A 17736-nucleotide genomic window follows, 5' to 3' on the forward strand; every position below is an offset into this window, starting at 1 on the left:
ATTGATTAATATTTCACATAAAATTAAATATATAATCATATTTTCGTTGCTTAATAAACTTACTTATGATTAAAAACAGACTAATTAAAAGCTTTGCAATTTTATATGGATGCATTGCTTACGGACAAGTGGGAATAAACACACAATCTCCACACCCATCCTCTGCTTTAGACATTGTCTCGGCCAATAAAGGTGTTTTGGTTCCCAGAATGACAACCTCACAGCGTGATCTGATTGCATCACCGGCTACAGGACTTTTAGTTTATGATACCACCCTGAAAGGATTTTATGGATACGATGGTACCAGATGGACCCAGGATGTGTTCAGCTCCGTTAAATGGTCATTAAGAGGGAATTCCGGTACAGATGTCGCCAATGATTTCTTAGGAACTACAGATAACCAGTCTTTGCATTTCAGAACCAGCAACCAAACAAGTATGACCATTGCTTCAACAGGAGAGGTAACGATGTCCGGGAGGGATATTACTGCACCCCGGTTACTGGTAACAAGGCCGCAGGCAGGCAGCCCTTATCCTGCTATTCTGGCCACTGTTGAAAATGACACAAATTCAAGCTACCCGATCAATATGATCGTTGCCAACGCTTCCACTTCAGGGAGGGTAAAAGGAAACTATTCATTTGCAGCAACTTCAGCCACCGGCAGTGCCGGCACATCTATCGCCGGAATCAGTTATGTTGATGTCGCAGGTGCAAACTGGGATCTTCCGGGTATGGTTTTTTATTCTGGAAATCCAACAAATCAGGATGATTATACAAAGGATGTATTTTTCATAGGTAATAACGGAAATGTTTATGTCGGTTACCAGACCAGCCAGACTTCTTACCCTGCTTCAAAACTAAGCGTTGCGAACGGTGATGTATATTTAAGCACTGCAGGTAGAGGAATTATCATGAAATCACCAGACGGGAACTGTTGGCGGACTTCCGTTTCAGCAGCGGGGGTACTGGAAACACAATCTATAACTTGTCCATAAAAAAACAGCATATGATTCTAAAACCAATAATTGCAGCTATGTTGTTTGGCAGCCCACTGCTATTTGCACAGGTAGGGATAAACAACGAAACGCCGGACAGTTCTTCTGCCCTGGAGATTAAGCATACAGAGAAAGGTGTTTTATTACCCAGGCTGTTACAGGCAGACATCAACAGTTTCTCTAATCAGATAGAAAGCTTGCTGTTGTATAATATATCAGCCAACCAGTTCCAGGCGTTCAACGGTACTAAATGGGGACAGGAACTTTTCTATTCCCAGGAATTCTGGAATGTTAAAGGTAATCCTCAGACGGCTAATAATGTTACAAATATAATAGGAACCGCTGATGCCCGGGTATTTACAGTAAGAACAAATAACATCAAATCATTTACAATACAAGCTAACGGGCAGATCAGAATGGAGGGAAGAAATATTTCCAATTCCAGATTGAATATTACAGGGGCAAATATTGATAGCGTTTATCCGGTCATGGTGGCTTTACACTCCACAGGATTCGGATCTGGTGTAAGATATCCAAATGATATTACGCTCACAAATACCGGAAACAGCACTTTAAAGGGGAATCTGGCATTTTCCCAAACCGTAATCCAGGCAGAAGCCGGAATCAGTACGGCCGGAATCAGTTATCTTGATACAGGCTCATCAAACAGCGGTTTTTCCTTATACACCGGTGGGCATCCGTCATCAATAGAGGATACAAGCCTGGAAAGGGTAAAGATTACGTCAAGCGGAAATGTTGGGATTGGCATCAGCTCTCCTGTAAGCAAAGTGCAAGTTCAGGATGGAGATATTTATATTCAGGATTCGTCAAGAGGAATCGTGATCAATGCTTCAGGCACGAACTGTTACAGAATTACCGTAAATAATTCAGGAACACTGGCTACGAACTTAATAACTTGTCCTTAGATAGCAGGTACGCCTGTTAATATGACAAGAACTGAAATTCGGCTATTTAGAAATAGCCGAATTTTCAGACAGTAAATTTACTTAACTTATAAAGAAATTATGTTTTTATATAATTTGTAGACTTTACTTTTTAAATTTGTTTAATGTTACAATTAATAAACCGCTCTTTTAAGCGGTTTATTTTTTTTTTATTTGAATAATTTATAAGCTAATCAAATAAAGGCAGGAATATTCCTGCTCTTACTTGAATCTCCCACCTGTAAATATCAAAATATTTTTTGCAAGAACATATCTGATCTTTAAAATGGATGCTATTTTGTGTATTTCTGCTTCAGGACGGCTATTTCTCTCGGCCCTATTCCCATTTCTACCTGGAAGAAGTTTTCGATGCTTCCGTATTTTTTTGTGATCGCCGCAAAAAATGACCGGATGAGTTCCGGCCTGAGTTCCATTTCAGCCTTTATCTGGTTATCGCTTAAACCGGACATTTTTGAAAGTCCGGAATACATCTGATGCAGTGTCGGGTTTTTTGCCAGGTAAAAATTAGAGGCTACATAATCACTTTCAATAACATCCTGCGGCACCCCCAATATCTTAAGAAATAATGCCGAGGCCATCCCCGTTCTGTCCCGTCCGCCTGTACAATGGTACAACAGTGCTTCATCGGGTTTCAGCGTAAGGAGCTGGACAAATAATGCCCGGTATCTTTCTCCGAAATAAGGCAGCCCTTCTTCTCCATACATCCCGGCCAGGAAGTTTTTATTTTTTAACAGTTTTGCCATATCCTGTACATTCGGAAGATTTTCGCTTCCGGCGGGACACAATAGGTAGTTTGTGTTTTCAGGCAGTCTGTCCATTGCTTTTTTCGCTTCTTCAGTCCCTCTGAAATCTACAACTGTTTTAATTTTATGGTTTTTAAACGTAACCAGGTCTTTATCTGATAATCTGTTGATTGCATCGCTTCTGTATACTTTTCCCAGCACGACTTCCTTACCGTCTGCTGTTTTGTAACCTCCGGCATCCCGGAAATTATATGCACCTTCCATTTTTACAATACGGCGGAGGCTGTCACTGATCTGTGCATTCATCATTGGTGTTATCAACATTAATAATGCAGCTATTGATATTGTTTTTTTCATATGTAAATTATTAAATTTTAGTTAAAATATCTGCCAGCGAACGCCCATCTGCCCTCTGCTTCCATACCATTCCTGAGAAGTGATTCTTTTCTTGTTATCTCCCATATACTGCCTCAGGCTTTCGTTGCTTAAATTATTCAGCTCAATAAATAACTTCACTTTTTTGCTGATGTCATAGCTGGCGGAGAAATCAACCGTAAAGTTTTTGTCTGACCAGATGTAATAGTCCGGGCCTAAATTCTGGTTGATAGATTCTACGGATTTCCCTCTGAAGTTACCTGCCAAACGAACCATTAATCTGCTGTTTTCATAATATAGAATAGCATTGAATAAGTTTTTTGCCTGGTTGGGAAGCGATGTTTCATCAAATTGCTGCATCCCGGCCACCATTCTCGGGACATCTACTTTGGAATTGATGAAGGTATAATTAAACTCTACCCCGAAACCGTTCCAGAAATCCGGTAAAAAGTCAAACCGTTTGTTGATTCCCGCTTCAAATCCATATAACCGGGAGTCCTGAAGGTTTTTAGACTGGGTGACCATATAATCCGTTCCGCCAATATTCAGCATGGAGGTATCAGAAAATACAATATCTGAGATCTTCTTATAAAATGCACCTCCGGAAACAATCCCGATATTGCTGAAGTAATATTCTCCCATCAAATCAAAATTCTGACTGAACGTAGGCCTCAGATCCGGATTTCCGCGTGTGATCCTGTTCGGGCTGGCCGTATTGTCAATACTTGATCCTGGCGACATATCACCAAAGTTAGGACGGATAAAAGATTTAGTGTAGGCAAATCTTACATTCGCCTGGGGTGTAAAGTTGTAACGCAGATGTAACATCGGTAAAAATGCGTTATAATTGCTTTCCACTACAGACGGGCTCAGTACACTAGTGGTGTTCGGAGCGGTTCCTGATACTGTGGATTTTGTGCCGTTCAATGTCAACCTTGTAGATTCATTTCTGAAACCTCCTACGATCCTGAACTTTTCAGTAGCCTTTATTTCTGCCATTGCGTATGCTGCAAAAACAGATTCTTCGCCCGTGTAAACACTGGTAGCATTGGATGCAGCATTAGAAAAATCTTTAAAAGCATTCTGCTGCAAAAACTCCGGTGAAAACAGCTGGAACAGCTGATCCTTTGTAGGCGGATTCATGACGTATGGATTAAAATTACCGTTCATTGCACCTAAAAAATCCGTTCCTTTTGGAGGATCTGTTGTGGAAAGCTGGGACAGATTCAATAGATTAGCAGTGGTTGGGGCATAGACAGCATTGTATCCGTAGGTACTCTCCCGTTCTTTATGACGGTATTTAGCCCCGATTTTAAGTGAAATACCTGAAGTGACATCATATTTCAGGTTTACTCTTGCGATTCGGTCTCTTTCATTATTATCCAGTTTTGCGATGACCAATTGAGACAACAGCAATTTATTGGGGTTCATTACCTCATTCGGATCTTTTACATCAGAACTGTAATCTTCATATTCTCCGCCAACTCCATTCGGCGAGTCGAATCCCCAGTATCTTTTGCCGTCACTGGAAAGATTATTGAACCCACCCAGTATTTTTTGACGGAATGTAGCAATGGGAAGACCTTTTATGCTGTTTGTGGGAGGGGTATCAAGGAAATATTTTGCCGTGTAATCGCTTACTGCCCAGTCTGCATGGAGCTTGGAAGTAATGCTGTGTTCCCCGCCCAGCTCCAGTCCATACAATTCTGTCTGATAATGAGAATACCTGAAGTTATACTGATATCTGCTGTTTGTATAATCTACATACGATTCATAAACGGGCCGGATGTCATCAAACTTATTGAACATCCCACGGAAATAGATTTTATTATCAGCATTGAGTTTATATTCCAGTCCGCCGTTCAGTCCAATAGTCCGTCTTGTCCCCATGTATCTTTTCATCATGACGGTATTAATGGATTTTCTCTGGGCAGCGTTCGCCAGACCCGTATTGTAAGTGGCATCAAATGAATCTGCACCCCATTGCCTGTCCCAGATTGCACCGGACAGCAGCACCCCCAGCTTATTCTTGAAAAAACGGTCTCCATAAACAACCGAACCATTATAAGTGGCATTCCGGGAGAATGTATTATAACCTCCGGCACCGCTTACGCTTAATGTTTTTTTTGCAGGAGCGGTTCTTGTAATAAAATTGATGCTTCCGCCAATGGCATCTGCATCCATATCAGGGGTGATGGCTTTGGCAACCTGTACATATTGAATTAATTCTGAAGGAACAACATCCAATACGAATGATCTGTTTCCTAAAACATTTGCACTGGGAAGCCTGTTTCCATTTAATAAAGCCGAAGTCCAGGCAAAAGGAGTTCCCCGTACGGTGGCCTGGTCTGCTTCACCATGGTATCTTGCTACGGCAACGCCCTGTACTCTCTGTACGGCTTCGGCAGCATTTCTGTCCGGTAACTTTCCGATGGCATCTGCAGCAATGACTTCCATAATGGCGTTGTTGTTCTTTTTGATTTCATACGCTTTGGCCTGAGTCAAAGCATTTGATCTCTTTATGGTAACTTCCTGGATGTTACTGATTTTATCATTTTCTGCTTTATTCTCCGGCTCAATGGTAATATACCCGATATCGTTGGTGCCTTCCTTTATGGTAATGGGGAAAAGTTTAGTTTCGTACCCGATATATTCTACTTTAAGATTTACCTCACCAAGTTTCGGCGAAAGTATATTAAAATCCCCATCGATTGAGGAAACCGATTTTACATCTGCGTCTACAATAGAAATGTTAGCTCCCGGGAGAGACCCGTTTGATTTTCCGACAACAGTTCCTCTGATTGTCTGTGCCTGCACGGTTCCAAAAGAAGCCAGAAAGAAAAAAGCAGATATCTGGATAACCCTTCTTTTCTGTTTGGAGAAATTAGTAAAATTTGAACTGTTCATAATACCTTAGATTTATTTCAAGGCAAAAATGTGAAGATTTTCTTTTCTTTTCGTCCTACAGAAAAAACCAGTAGACCCAAAGTGCCACTCGTTGGAAAGATACTATTAATTAATTGATTAACAATACTTTATAATTCTTTAACTGTTTGTTATTTATTCATTAACTCAACATTAATTCGCAGGGAAATTTTTAATAAATAAATAACAGTCCAAAAGTGGTAAAGTGCTCTAATTTTTATTGATTTGTACAAAATAAATGATGCTGTATATTATTATCATAGGTGCGTTTCAGGCATTTGTTGCCCTTTGGCTTTTGCTGGTCAGAGAAAAAAAAGCATCTCCCAATTACCTGTTTATTTTTCTGCTTTCTGCCATTGCCGTGCATTTAATAATTAAGTTTATTATTTTCAGTTATATACCGGATCATAGTATCAGGCAGCAGATGAATACGTTTATCTCGGTCTGTTATGGCCCTATTATTTATTTATACACCCTGAAAAAAACAGAAAAAGACTTTCTTGTCTCTAAAAAATGGTATGTTTTCCTTCCGTTTTTCTTTTTAATGATTGCCTATTTTACCGTTTCCGGTGTTTTCCTGATCTTAAACAGGGTTGATAAGAAACTGTTGGATCTATACAATGATTTAAGCCTGAGCGTGATATTTATTATTAATCTTTACTATCCTGTAAAGAGTATTTTAATTGCCGGTAAAAATAAAAAGATAGTGCTTCCTCCTATTGAGTACGGTGTTATTATGAAGATTTGCTGTTGTATCCTTTTTATAGAATCTTTTATTCCTGTTTCTAAAATCGTACAGTTTGGTTTTCCGCACGATATTATTTCGTTTAATATTATTTTCAGAAGCCTGACCTATTTCACCTTATTGGTCATTTGTCTTCTAATTATCAGAAAAAGCTTTAGATTACAGAATGGAAATGTGCCTGCCGATGTTTTAGTAACACAAATTGAAATAGAAAGAACGGAGCCGGGTGAAGAGGAGGCAGTTCATACAATTGATTATGAAGTAAAATTCAGAGATCTGTGGCAGGAACTGGATGAATCTGTACGAATGCAGAAAATTTTCAGGGATTGTGAACTGACACTGGATCTGCTGGCTCTTAAAACCAGGATCAACAAATACCAGATCAGTGAAATGCTGAATGGTTATAAAAACAAATCATTTTACCAGTACATCAATGAATATAGAATTGAATATTTCAAAAGCAGTATTGAAAAGGCTATAGAAAAAAATGAGAATATCAACTTTTTGTCTTTTGCTTATGATGCGGGTTTCAGGTCAAAATCATCCTTTAACCGGTATTTTAAAGACCTTACCGGAAAAACACCTTCAGAATATTACAAAAATTCAATTAAAAACCGAAATATAGAGATGGCCTGATGACCGGAAATAAGATAAAGGAATTCCTAAATAATCATCTTTTTTAAATACCTGAAACCGGTTTGTAATTTACCGATCTGTTGATAAGTTTGAGAAACTGCAGATAACGGAGCATTCTTAAAATCTCAACAGTTCTGATCAGAAACAAAAAAACACTGCAAACAAATGTTTGCAGTGTTTTAGCTTATTTTGGTCTCCCGACTGGCGGAGAAAGAGGGATTCGAACCCCCGGACCTGTTACAGTCAATAGTTTTCAAGACTATCGCAATCGACCACTCTGCCATTTCTCCTTTAAACTTCGATGGTTTGGTACCGTCGTTTTCAGTGGTGCAAATATAAAATGTTTTTCACGACTGCCAAAATATTTTTAACACAAATTATCCGGAAATATAATAATCAGTTAAAAATCAGAAGGATTAATTCATACCGGGCCTGATAGGGCATCATCAGGAGTGCACAAACAAAAAACGCATCCCGGAGAATGCGCTTTTCTGTTTTTTATGGCCTGTAAGGTTAATCTTCAAGTTCCGCCAGGTATTTTTCTGCATCCATTGCTGCCATACAGCCGCTTCCAGCTGCCGTAATCGCCTGTCTGTAAATATGATCCTGAACATCGCCTGCCGCAAAAACACCCGGAAGGTTGGTTTTGGCAGTGCCTTTTTCAGTGGCAATATATCCGTTTTCATCCAGGGTTACCTGTCCTACGAACACATCGGTATTCGGCTTGTGCCCGATGGCAATGAAAATCCCGTCTACATCAATGGTGGATGTTTCGTTTGTCTGGTTGTTGATCACTACCGCTCTTTCTACCAAATTGTTTTCACCTTCAATCCCGATCAGCTCATGGTGGAATTTCACCTCAATATTCGGGGTATGGTGCACCCTGTGGATCATCGCTTTGGAAGCCCTGAACACATCTTTTCTAACCAGCATGGTTACCTTTCTGCATAATTTGGCAAGGTAAGTAGCTTCTTCAGCCGCTGTATCTCCGGCACCCACTACGACTACATCTTTTCCTTTGTAGAAAAAACCGTCACAGGTTGCACATGCTGACACACCGCCTCCTGCATATTTTTTCTCATCATCAAGGCCTAAATATTTTGCGGTTGCCCCGGTAGAGATAATTACGGTTCTGGCCAGAATTTCTTTATTTCCCGCGTATAGTTTGTGGATCCCTCCCCTTTCTCTGGAAAACTCAACTTTAGTGATCATTTCATAATGCACTTTGGTATCAAATCTTTCCGCCTGCTTCTGCAGATCCATCATCATTTCAGGACCTGTGATACCCGACGGATACCCCGGAAAGTTGTCTACCTCGGTAGTGGTAGTCAATTGTCCGCCCGGTTCCAATCCTGTATACAATTGTGGTTTCAGGTCTGCTCTTGCTGCATAAATGGCCGCTGTAAAACCGGAAGGCCCGGATCCCACGATCACACAATCAAAAATATTTTGCTCCATAATCTGCTTTTGAAAGATTTTAAATTTATGTCCGCTAAGTTCGTAATTTTTAACGTTTAATTAAAGTAATTTTAATGATAGTTGTCAATATCTAAGATGTCGGTTTTCGATGAAGTTATCAGAGTTATTAGTAATGAGTGATGAGTGATGAGTTATGAGTTATGAGTTAAAATTAAGTTGAATATTAAACTCAGGTGAGTAAATCCTCATTCTCAGACTTTCATTTTGATTTTATCCACATGGATAATTTTGTAAACCAGTTCTTTAATCAGTTCTGCCTCATTCATATTGACTGCTCCCAATCCCTTTCCTTTCATATCAAATTCCCTTAAAATCGAGATCACCCTTGTCGCATGCTTTAGCGGGTACAGCCTTGCCGATTCTGCATAATCTTTTATAAAATAAGGATTTACGCCCATTTGAGAAGCTATGGTCTGCGGCGGCTGGCCTGCCATGGTATTGTAGATAATAACGTTGGAAAAGTAATTGTATAAACTCGACAGCAGCATTACAAAAGGATTGTTTTTAGGATTTTTGCCCATGTAATGTGCAATTTTAAATGCTGCACTGGCATTTTTTGTCCCTAAGGCTTTCTGCAGTTCAAAAACATTGTATTCTTTACTGATCCCGATATGGTTTTCGATAAGCGTCCCGTCTAAAACTTCTCCCTGCTTAAGGATCATTTTAAGCTTATTCAGCTCATTGGCAATCCGGGAAAGGTCATTCCCGAGGTATTCCGCCAGTAAATGGGACATGTTCGGGGCGGTTTTTATGCCCAGCTTGATGCATTCATCTGCGATCCATTTCGGGAGGTTGTTTTCCCTGACAGATTCGCTTAAAAACAAGGCACCGGCTTTCTCCAGGGATTTGGTTACCTTCTTCCGGCTGTCTAATTTTTTATGTTTGTGGGCAAAAACGAGAACGGTTGAAGGCACCGGGTTTTCAATATAGGCTTCCAGGGCCTTGCTTTCGCTTTCATTGAGTTTTAAATCCTGGGCTTCTTTTACAATGATTACCTGCCTGTCGCCCATCATCGGGAACTGCCTGGCCAGGGAAAGGATTTCCGGGTAGCCGATATCTTTTCCGTACACCACGGTTTGGTTGAAGGCTTTTTCGTCTTCACTTAAAAAATCGTGTTCCAGGGCTTTTACGGCAAGATCGATAAAATAGGGCTCTTCTCCGTGAAAAAAATAAATCGGTAAAACTTCTTTATTTTTAATATTTTTGAGGATTGTTTCTAATTCTTTCATCTTAATAATGGAACTTCCAACACTGAATTTTCAGGACAGTTTTGATTTTAAATTCAAGCGGGACAAAGATAAGTTTTTTATTTATGATCCGGTCCGTAAAACCTACCTTTTGCTTACGCCTGAAGAATGGGTGCGCCAGCACTGGATCCATCATTACCTTACCGTAAAATCCTATGCTGTTTCGGCCCTGATCACGGAGAAGAAGATTGTCCTGAACGGCCTTACGAAAAGAATTGACCTTTTGGTTACCGAAAAAACACAGCCGGTAATTTTGATTGAATGCAAAGCACCAGGTATTAAATTAACGGAGAAAACATTTGAACAGACGGCCCGGTACAACTCGATAATCGGGGCGAAAGAAATCATTTTAACCAATGGGTTACAGCACATTTATGCATATTACGAAAACGGGCAGTATCAGTTTTACAAGCCATAGCATTTTATAAAATCCTGTTAACGGCAATTGTAAGTTATTTTTATTAATTTAGATCTGGTTTTTGTCATTGTGAAGAGCGAAGCAACAAAATGTTCTTACTTGAATTAAAGGTTTAAATATAGTAAAAGCTTATTTCATACTCCGTTTCTCAGAACTGTAAATTTATACTGATGACCAATACCCTAGCCCCGATTGAAGTGAAAATCCTTTTTTGAAAAAAAAGATTGCAGCGGAAAGCGGGAAACAGCTCCGAATAAAAATTAAATTACAAAATATGATACGTTCAGTTTTATTGCCTGCACTTCTTCTAACTTCAGCTACCCTGTTCAGCCAGAATCTTAAACCGGTTTCCTACCAGGACGGTTCACAAAAACTAAATGGCCTGGTGACGTCCAATGCCGGAAAAAAACTTCCGGGAGTCCTGATCCTTCCTGCATGGAAGGGTATTGACGATGAAGCAAAAACCGCTGCGGCAGAACTTGAAAAACAGGGATACATTGCTTTTATTGCCGATATTTACGGCGAAGGGAATATTCCGGCAGACAATGATGCGGCAGCTAAGGCATCCGGTTCTTACAAAAAAAATTATGAAGCGTACCAGAAAAGGATTTCCCTGGCGCTGGACCAGCTTAAAAAAAGCGGGGCGGTTCCCGGTAAAATTGCGGTGATCGGATACTGCTTCGGCGGTGCAGGGGCACTGGAAACTGCGCGGGGAAGCCTTCCTGTTGCGGGTGTGGTGTCCATCCACGGAAGTCTGGGGAAAGACCAGAGTCGTAAAAACGGACCGATTTCCACTAAAATCCTGGTAGAAAACCCGGCGGATGACAAAAGCGTAACCCCGGAAGATTACAATAACCTGATTAAAGAAATGAATGAGGGAAATGCAGACTGGCAGATCATTACGTATGCGCATTCCAAGCATACCTTTACAGATCCGAAATCGGCGGACTACAATCCTGTGATGGCAAAAAGAGCCTGGAACCATACGCTGATGTTCCTGAAGGAAATTCTTAAATAGTATAGCAACGTATTAATATAACAGTGTAACAACAGTTTGATTTTTAAAATGGTTACACTGCTATATTTTTATATTGGTACATTTGAATTACTTAGCTTCCAGCTCCACTTTGTATGCTTTCGGGGAATATTTGGTCAGGGAACCTGTGGCAGCATCAATTCCGACACCGATTACGCCTCCCAAAAGGATATTGACCAGGGATACGGGATTGAAGCTTTTGGTAAGCTTCATTTCTTTGCTGTTAAACCCTTCTTTTTCAAAGGTGACCATCTGCTTGCTTAATGACCTCGGAATTTCGGCAGTACAGGGCGTGGTACATTTTTCAACACCTTTATGCATCACTTTTGCTCCTTCGGGAGTTGTATTGAATGTTATTTTGTCTTTGGTTCCTGTAAGGATGGTTGCACATGACGTTGCAGAAAGTGTAATGCCCAGTAAAAGGGCTGCGAATAATTTGTTTTTCATGTATAAAATCTGTTGTTAGTTTTTACAGCGGCGAACTTACAAATAATTCTATAATACTGCAAAAAAAAATTAAAACCGTGTTTTCTGTAGGGGGATTTCAAGCCTGTATTTTAAAATTTTGTAAAGCTTTAAATTTAATATCCGAAGGTAGGTTTTTATCCTATTGATGATCAAAAAAATAACCTCAGCAATGTGAGGTTATTTAATCTGAATAATCAGCCGTACCAAATATCTTTAAGCCGGCTCTGTTGATTTCATAATATCGGTTGAAAATCAATCCACTCCTTCCTGTTCCCTGTTCACCAGTTCCATAGAAAAGGCAGGCAGGCAGATGGAAACATATTCACATTCTTCTGGAAAAGGATTGCTGTACCTTACCCTTGCTCCTTTTTCGATCAGGATACTCTGACCTTTTTCTAGGACTACGGTTTCACCGTCGATTTCAAACTGTTTTTTACCGGAAATGATGAGGGTATATTCATCAAATTCAGGTGTCTGATGCGGCTCGCTCCAGTCCGCCGGTGCTATCATGTGCGCGATAGAGATTTCTGAATTCTGTGTCGAATTTCCCCAGTGCTCTTCAATAAGCTTTCCGTCTGTTGTGGGAATAACGAGCGGTGACTGTTGGATTTTAAATTTTTTCATACCAGTTCTCTTTTTTTATTTCGTATACGATGTTGGTTCTTGAAGGTTCACCGAAATAAGCCACTTCCTGTTCCGCAATGGCATGGGCTCCGAGCCTTTCCATGGCTTTCTGTGACCGGATATTGTCTTTTCCTACATGAAAATGTACCCGGTTTACAAACCGGAATATATAATCAAGCATCAGTTTCTTGATTTTCAGATTTATGCCTTTTCCCCATGACTCTGTCCCGTAAAAAGTATAGCCTATGAAAATAGAATTGTCTTCTTCGTCATAATCATAAAAACGGGTGCTGCCCAGTATATTGCCTGACGCTTTTTCTATGATTTTGAAAGCGCCCTTGCTTTCCATGGCGCCCGTGAAAAAATTCCGGAACACTTCTTTCTGGTAACGGTCCTTATTCGGATGCTGTTTCCAGACTTCAGGGTCGGAAGCCACTTCATACAAAGCCGCAAAATCCCCTTGCTGTAAGGGGATTAACTCATATTCCTGATCCTGCAGGATGGCCTGGACTGAAAAATTCATGCTTAACTTTTTGTTTTGGCTGCGTCGGCTTCTATTTTTTTAATTTCTTTCAGTTTATCTGCAATCTTGTTCACCGCTTCAGGCTTTGCAGGCTTTATTGCCACTTCTGCCTGGGCCATATCCCATTTGATTGCCAGATTTCCGGAGTTTTCATCCGTTGGGTTTAAAGTGATCTCAAACCATTCCTGCTTGTCGGCAAGTTTTTTTACCGGAACGGTAACGTCTACCACATCCTGCTTCGCATCATAGGTATACGCGCCCCACTGCTGGAAGTCTTTGTTTAAAATAACTTTCCATTCTTTTTCTGTAGGAACAACAAACAGGCCATACGTTCCTGCCGGAACAATCTTGCCCCCGAAATTTACCGGTTGCCCAAAGGTAATTTTAGTAGACGAGTTGGCCCCCGCTCTCCAAACCTGTCCGTAAGGCACAAGCTCACCGAAGATTTTACGCCCTTTTACGCCGGGCCTTCCATAGTCGATGGTAATTTTAGACATGGAAAACTGCTGCTCTACCTTTTGGCGCGGACTTGCCGCCGGTACCGAATAATCCTGGGCAAAACCGAACGCTGAAGCTGATATACAAACTGCAAATAGTAATTTTTTCACTTTTAAAAATTTTATCTAAAAATACGAAAACAGGACCAGAAATCTGTTTTAAGGATGATAAAATTTGTTAAAAAAACTTCAGGTACTGAAGATAAATCACCTTATTAAAACACCGTACCATCATTAAGGAGGTACGGTGTTTTGAAATTTTATATAGTTGTATCCACTATTCAGGCATTGCTTTCCATTTTTTAAGAACTGCCGTATAGAAGTACATAAACACAAACCCGATCATCAAAATAAGATAACTTAATGAGAACCCCAGTGTTTCGATAACCGTTTTGCAGTTATTGTAGCGCAGAGGACTTATCAGATGATTACAGGCTCTTTCCTGGTGAAGGCTTACGATAAAGAATAACAGCAATACAAACAGCACGAAACCGTTCATGGAAACCGTAATGAATATGGATGAAACGAGCTTTCTGAATTTCCCCATCATCAGCACAGGAACTGCTAAAATAAACAGCCCGATCCAGAATACCAGATAAGAAATAAAAAACTCTTCGCTACCTCTTCCTCCCGAAACGGAATATAAAACGGTAATAAGCACAACCAACAGTGATAAAATACCTGCACTGATCATACTGAACAGCAGTGATTTTAAATCTGTAACCCTGAAACTGAAAATAACCGTCGCAAGAAAGAAGGCGATCCATAAATAAATATGGATGTTTTCTGAAAAGAAGTCTGTGGATTTTATAACATCTACATTGTCCAGGAAATTCCTAAGGTCATCCGTATGGTAATAGTAACCGGTAATGTTTTTCATGAAATAATCCTGCGGCGAAAGCTGGCTGCTGATCTCAGGATTGAAATCTTTGATCTGAACGGAATCATTAACAATTTCACCATCAACAACGTTTGCTGCAGAATCTGTAGGTACCGTCGTATCAACATATCCGTATTCACCATATTGACTGCTTCTGTTGGGATCATACTGCTCGCCCGGATTGGTTTTGTATTTCTTAATAAAATACCGGACTTCGAAATCTTCAGGATGATATACCATTTTTGCCCAGTTTCCGGCCTCCAGGTTATTGCTGATCCCGAAGTCTCTGGAAATCTTCAGGAAACTTTTCATCAGCTTTTCAATTTCCGCAGGGCTTCTTTTATCCAGCAGCTGCGCCGTTAACCTGCTGATCTCAGCCCTTTCCTTTCTGTAAGAATTTTTATCATAATCAGTGAACTGGTCATTGTAATATTCCCGCTGTAAAAACGTTTTTTCTTCAAGATTATTCCGGTAAAATATATTGGAAAAATTGTAGAATGTAAGACCTGTTGTTTTGATGTACGGTGAAAGATCCACAACCTCTTTTTTAAAATAGTACGTCTCTGAGTCAGCATGCTTTTCAGAATAGGCAAACCTGGCTTCCGGTTCTGTTCCCGGGAATGGATAGCCGCCGCTGTTGTCCTTTTCATATACTGTTTTTGAGTATAAAGTATAGTACTGGTAAACCCGGTCATAATAAACAAAGTATTTTTTATTCCGGTCTATCTTTTCAATACCGGTTTCACAGAAAAGCCCGGGGTATTGGGGAAAAATCTTATTGTCCAGGGTATAGTGTTCAATATCCTGTGAAAAGAAAGGATAGGTTTTATTGATGACCGCTATACTTTCAGACATCTGATCATCAGGATACGTATTCTTTACAAACAGCCTGAAGCCTGTCATATAAGAAAAGAAGAACGATGTACAGGTAAATATGATCACAAAGTACTGCAGGAACTGTGAAAACATTTTCCATTTTGTAACAGGATAAAAATTTTTGAAGGCATTGTTTTTAAACATCAGGATCAGCCATCCTACGATCATGAGGATCGAAATGATCAGATGAATAAAAATCATCCCGTCTGCAAAGTAATCATCCCTTACATCAAATTTATGAAGCGACTTAGGGTCCGCATGGGAAATATAGCCGATGAAAAAGAAGATCATGTGAATTATAAGGCCTGCCAGAAGCATCCATACGATTTTCGTATTCCAGACCGTGGGGTGTTTTTCCAGTAAATACCGGTTGTAGTCTTTTATTTTTTTCTGCATTTTCTTGGATTAAACAAATTAATTAACAAAGAACCGTCTTGTGGAAGAGGATATATTACGGAGATACACAATGTCCGTTCCAGCTTTCCCGAGGGCGGTCATCACGTCAGAAAACGATGTTTCAGGAGAGAAGTAGGCAACATATACCCCACCGTTGAAATTCAGTTTCTCCAGGTTGAAATCTTTGAAAGCCTCCAACAGTTCTTCCCTGGAACCGACGCTATCAATTTCTATAATCAGCTGATTTTCCGTATCACCCTTCAGTTCGGAGTTGTCTTTGTACTGTCCGTTTTTCAGGAAGATGACTTTATCTGAAACTTTTTCCACTTCATACAGCTGCTGCGAGCTTAAAATCAGCGCAATGGGATGGTTAACAGAATTGGCTATGGATTTAAGGTCTTCCAGAATCACCTGCTGGGCTACAACGTCAAGATTTGCGAGCGGTTCATCCAGAAGAAGGATTTCAGGTTTCCTGAGAAGCGTTCTTGCTAATTCAAAACGCATTTTATACCCGGAAGAAAGTTCGTTCCATTTCAGGTGCCTGTAATTCCAAAGTCCGAGGCGGGCAATCATCATCAGTGTCCGGGTCTCATTTTCCTCCGGATTTATGCCGTAATTCGAGAGGACAAATTTTAAGTTATCCTTTAAACTCCCGTACCATTTTGCCGTTCTCTGCGGGATATAGACCAGTTTTGTCCTGAGATCATATTCGTCCTGAGGGTCTTCGTTAAAAGAATAATGCAGTTCGCCTGTGCTGTAGGAAATCTCTTTGGCCAGGATCCTGAGCAGGGTTGTTTTGCCGTTGCCGTTCTCACCTACCAGTCCGTACACCTGTCCTTTACAGATCTCCATGGAAACAGGGCCCAGAGAAAAACGGTTTTTGCCGTAAGATTTTATGATATTCCCGGCCCGGAGCACCGGCTGTCCCAGAGCATATTCCTTAACCGGAATTTTCCCGATTTTCTGAAGAAGGTTTTTTGATTTTTCGATAAGTTCTTCGGTAGAAGTGGGAAACTGTTCTTTCCAGTCGGTGAGCTCAACGGCCTGCCGGTAAATTTCCATATCCTGGGTATCCATGGCAGAATCCAGCAATTTCCTGAATCCTAAGACCGTGTCTTTATTATCGAAAAAATGATAGACTTCGGCTACCCGCTGCTGATGTTTGGTCATCTGATTTTCAAAATTATTAATTCGCTTTTAAAGGTATGCATTTTGAGCGGTTCCGGATTCTGATTTGATCAAAATATAAAGGTGCATTTTTCGGGATGATGTTTAAATGAGTTCTCGAAGATGATGGTTATCACCGAAACTTTTATAGATTAGAACATCTGATCAGGATATTGAAACTGAAACTTTTCTATCCCTTTTTATACATCATCGACGAAAGCAAAGACAATTTTAATCGCAGTTATTTTTGAGCCTTATCAAATTATAATTCTTTAGTTTTTTAATATCTCAATTTCAGTATACCGAAATACTTTTCCAGCTTCGTTTTGGGATACTTTTGACAATCTTTTTCCTTTAGGAAACCCTTTCTCGCCTATAGTCTGTCCTGTTACTTTTATTTGTATCGGTAAATTATCTCCCTTAAATAAATTATCTGCAGCTAATAATTTTTCATTAGCCGGTTCCAGCCAATAATAATTCTTTTTATCAGGATTTTGTTTTTTATCAGATTTTGAATCACTCCATTGTGCACAAGTGCATGAAATTGCATTATAATTTAAGATCAGAGTTTCAACTTTCCTGATAGGTTTAAATGTCGATTTATCAAAAACTTCATTCTTTGTATATCTGATCGGCTTATTTATAGAATCGGCATTAACTTTTGTCTTTGAAATGGTATTATATTCTGTTATTTCTGTTTTTGTCTGATTACAGGAAACTGTAATTCCATATAGAAAAATT

The 17736-nt window shown here is 39.9% G+C and carries 16 protein-coding genes and 1 tRNA gene; 5 read left to right on the plus strand and 12 right to left on the minus strand.

What is annotated here, in order from left to right; genetic code table 11:
- Positions 1 to 65 precede the first annotated feature (65 nt).
- Positions 66 to 995: a hypothetical protein gene (locus tag ASE55_RS17125; RefSeq protein WP_128414609.1), complete on the plus strand. Its 930-nt coding sequence runs from the start codon at positions 66 to 68 to the stop codon at positions 993 to 995.
- A gap of 11 nt (positions 996 to 1006) precedes the next feature.
- Entirely contained in the window at positions 1007 to 1921 is a 915-nt protein-coding gene (locus ASE55_RS17130; protein ID WP_128414610.1) for a hypothetical protein, read from the plus strand.
- Between the two features lie 311 nt (positions 1922 to 2232).
- Here the strand turns inward: ASE55_RS17130 and ASE55_RS17135 are convergent, their stop codons facing one another.
- Together ASE55_RS17135 and ASE55_RS17140 are read right to left on the minus strand one after the other, a co-directional pair.
- Complete coding sequence (locus tag ASE55_RS17135) at positions 2233 to 3060, minus strand: tyrosine-protein phosphatase (RefSeq protein ID WP_082474643.1); 828 nt, start codon at positions 3058 to 3060, stop codon at positions 2233 to 2235.
- A gap of 21 nt (positions 3061 to 3081) precedes the next feature.
- Positions 3082 to 5985 (minus strand): TonB-dependent receptor, encoded by a 2904-nt coding sequence (locus tag ASE55_RS17140; protein WP_056222521.1) that lies wholly within the window; start codon positions 5983 to 5985, stop codon positions 3082 to 3084.
- A 256-nt stretch (positions 5986 to 6241) separates the two neighbouring features.
- Here ASE55_RS17140 and ASE55_RS17145 point away from each other — a divergent pair, with 256 nt between their 5' ends.
- Positions 6242 to 7384 carry a helix-turn-helix domain-containing protein gene (locus ASE55_RS17145; RefSeq protein WP_082474645.1) on the plus strand — a complete coding sequence of 381 codons (1143 nt, stop codon included), beginning with the start codon at positions 6242 to 6244 and terminating at the stop codon, positions 7382 to 7384.
- Positions 7385 to 7586: 202 nt separating this feature from the next.
- On the opposite strand, the gene ASE55_RS17150 is transcribed toward ASE55_RS17145, so the two are convergent.
- The 3 genes from ASE55_RS17150 to holA all read right to left on the minus strand — a co-directional run bounded on the left by ASE55_RS17150 (position 7587) and on the right by holA (position 10092).
- Positions 7587 to 7674: transfer RNA gene (locus ASE55_RS17150), tRNA-Ser, on the minus strand.
- A 223-nt stretch (positions 7675 to 7897) separates the two neighbouring features.
- Entirely contained in the window at positions 7898 to 8842 is a 945-nt protein-coding gene (gene trxB, locus ASE55_RS17155; RefSeq protein ID WP_056222526.1) for a thioredoxin-disulfide reductase, read from the minus strand.
- 212 nt (positions 8843 to 9054) lie between these two features.
- Positions 9055 to 10092 carry a DNA polymerase III subunit delta gene (gene holA, locus ASE55_RS17160; RefSeq protein ID WP_056222528.1) on the minus strand — a complete coding sequence of 346 codons (1038 nt, stop codon included), beginning with the start codon at positions 10090 to 10092 and terminating at the stop codon, positions 9055 to 9057.
- Between the two features lie 7 nt (positions 10093 to 10099).
- Here holA and ASE55_RS17165 point away from each other — a divergent pair, with 7 nt between their 5' ends.
- Together ASE55_RS17165 and ASE55_RS17170 are read left to right on the plus strand one after the other, a co-directional pair.
- The gene (locus tag ASE55_RS17165; RefSeq protein ID WP_056222530.1) at positions 10100 to 10528 is read left to right on the plus strand and encodes a type I restriction enzyme HsdR N-terminal domain-containing protein; all 429 of its coding nucleotides are present in this window, start codon (positions 10100 to 10102) and stop codon (positions 10526 to 10528) included.
- Between the two features lie 274 nt (positions 10529 to 10802).
- A complete protein-coding gene (locus tag ASE55_RS17170) occupies positions 10803 to 11546 on the plus strand; it encodes a dienelactone hydrolase family protein (protein ID WP_056222549.1) in 744 nt (247 codons plus the stop codon).
- Positions 11547 to 11633: 87 nt separating this feature from the next.
- On the opposite strand, the gene ASE55_RS17175 is transcribed toward ASE55_RS17170, so the two are convergent.
- From ASE55_RS17175 to ASE55_RS20375, 7 genes are all read right to left on the minus strand, one after another.
- Positions 11634 to 12011, minus strand: coding sequence for a PEGA domain-containing protein (locus ASE55_RS17175; protein WP_056222532.1), 378 nt, complete (start codon positions 12009 to 12011; stop codon positions 11634 to 11636).
- A gap of 273 nt (positions 12012 to 12284) precedes the next feature.
- Positions 12285 to 12656 carry a cupin domain-containing protein gene (locus tag ASE55_RS17180; protein WP_056222535.1) on the minus strand — a complete coding sequence of 124 codons (372 nt, stop codon included), beginning with the start codon at positions 12654 to 12656 and terminating at the stop codon, positions 12285 to 12287.
- Entirely contained in the window at positions 12643 to 13179 is a 537-nt protein-coding gene (locus ASE55_RS17185) for a GNAT family N-acetyltransferase (protein WP_056222537.1), read from the minus strand. The genes ASE55_RS17180 and ASE55_RS17185 overlap by 14 nt, the downstream gene beginning before the upstream one ends.
- A 2-nt stretch (positions 13180 to 13181) precedes the next feature.
- Entirely contained in the window at positions 13182 to 13787 is a 606-nt protein-coding gene (locus tag ASE55_RS17190; RefSeq protein ID WP_056222541.1) for a DUF2911 domain-containing protein, read from the minus strand.
- 166 nt (positions 13788 to 13953) lie between these two features.
- A complete protein-coding gene (locus ASE55_RS17195) occupies positions 13954 to 15828 on the minus strand; it encodes a hypothetical protein (protein ID WP_056222544.1) in 1875 nt (624 codons plus the stop codon).
- 18 nt (positions 15829 to 15846) lie between these two features.
- Positions 15847 to 16998 carry an ATP-binding cassette domain-containing protein gene (locus ASE55_RS17200; RefSeq protein WP_056222547.1) on the minus strand — a complete coding sequence of 384 codons (1152 nt, stop codon included), beginning with the start codon at positions 16996 to 16998 and terminating at the stop codon, positions 15847 to 15849.
- 269 nt (positions 16999 to 17267) lie between these two features.
- Positions 17268 to 17736: hypothetical protein (locus tag ASE55_RS20375; RefSeq protein WP_157844666.1), on the minus strand; the 469-nt coding region annotated here is incomplete at its 5' end.

Origin of the sequence: Chryseobacterium sp. Leaf201, from assembly GCF_001421435.1 — a bacterium.
In the GTDB taxonomy this organism is placed as follows: domain Bacteria; phylum Bacteroidota; class Bacteroidia; order Flavobacteriales; family Weeksellaceae; genus Chryseobacterium.